We start from the raw sequence: 1,214 nt of genomic DNA on the forward strand, positions 1-1,214 counted from the left end.
GGCGACAGGAGTCCCGGAATTTCGTGAGGTAGCATGGCGCGCCTACTAGAACCCACAGTTGACTGTTGTAAAAAACTATAAGTTACTGAAAGTAAAATATAATGATCGTAGATACTTGTCACCAGCTGAGTGAGAATTTCCCAATTCACGGTTTTGTGAATAAATCTGAACACGAAATATTGCATTATTGCGCTTGTCAAGGGATACGGCCATTGCCTGTGAACTGTGCCTTGCTTTTCGCGCTCAGATTATCCATAAAGTTCGTATTTTACGGCGGTTTATAGGCTCATCCATGAAAAGTATAAATTTTCTGCCTGTACCTAAAGTTCTTTGCCTGCTCATTGCCATCACTTTCTTGGCATGGAGCCTGCTTATTTATTATCATTGGCAAATGAATACTTTGCCAGCGTCACAAGTGTGGATGCTTCCTAGGTCGGCTTGGCAGTGGCAAGTTAGTGATTTTGTAATAGTTTATGTGATATGGTCAGTAATGATGGCAGCCATGATGCTACCCTTCGCACTGCCAATGATTCAGGTTTTCAGTAACATTATGGTAGTGACAAGCCCTTTAGCTACCTATTTATCCTTGCCTATCTGTTGACTTGGTTGGTATTTAGTTTTGTGTTAACCCTGCTGCAATGGCAGTTACATGTTTTTCAATGGCTGTCAGGGATGATGGAAAATACAAATACATTATTAGCTACGGTCATCCTTATCATCGCTGGAATTTATCAGTTCACTACACTAAAAAAATCCTGCTTGGCACATTGTCGTTCTCCCTTTAGCTTCTTATTAAATTCATGGGAAAATGGCAAACAGGGGGCCTTTAATATGGGAATTATTCATGCTAGCAGATGCCTTGGCTGTTGTTGGGCGCAGATGCTTATCATGTTTGCGCTTGGTGTTATGAATATAGCAGGTATAATTTTGATCACGGTATTTATCCTGCTGGAAAAAAGTTTACCGGTTAATGAACTATTAATTAGCAAGCTAGCTGGAGTTCTGTTGTGTATGCTGGGCGTTCTGGTGATTTTGCTATAGATATTAAGAACTGAAGTTTCCCAATTATTGAGTAGCTGAAATACACAATGCTGGTGTATCGAGGTTTATTTTAGGTGGTTTTGCCATGTTTATAGCAAACCCCTACTTAATTCCCCTTAGGCAATAGCATTTGAAACGAATGAAAAGACTATTTTTTTCATATAGTTGTAGCA

2 protein-coding genes are annotated in these 1,214 nt (G+C 39.8%); both read left to right on the forward strand.

Going from position 1 to position 1,214, the window contains the following annotated elements:
- Positions 1-193: 193 nt before the first annotated feature.
- The gene (locus CDZ78_RS20615) at positions 194-601 is read left to right on the forward strand and encodes a hypothetical protein (RefSeq protein ID WP_140414274.1); all 408 of its coding nucleotides are present in this window, start codon (positions 194-196) and stop codon (positions 599-601) included.
- A gap of 20 nt (positions 602-621) precedes the next feature.
- Positions 622-1,041, forward strand: a complete 420-nt coding sequence (locus CDZ78_RS20620; protein ID WP_140414275.1) for a DUF2182 domain-containing protein — start codon at positions 622-624, stop codon at positions 1,039-1,041.
- Positions 1,042-1,214: the final 173 nt, after the last annotated feature.

It is taken from the genome of Bathymodiolus platifrons methanotrophic gill symbiont (assembly GCF_002189065.1).
In the GTDB taxonomy this organism is placed as follows: domain Bacteria; phylum Pseudomonadota; class Gammaproteobacteria; order Methylococcales; family Methylomonadaceae; genus Methyloprofundus.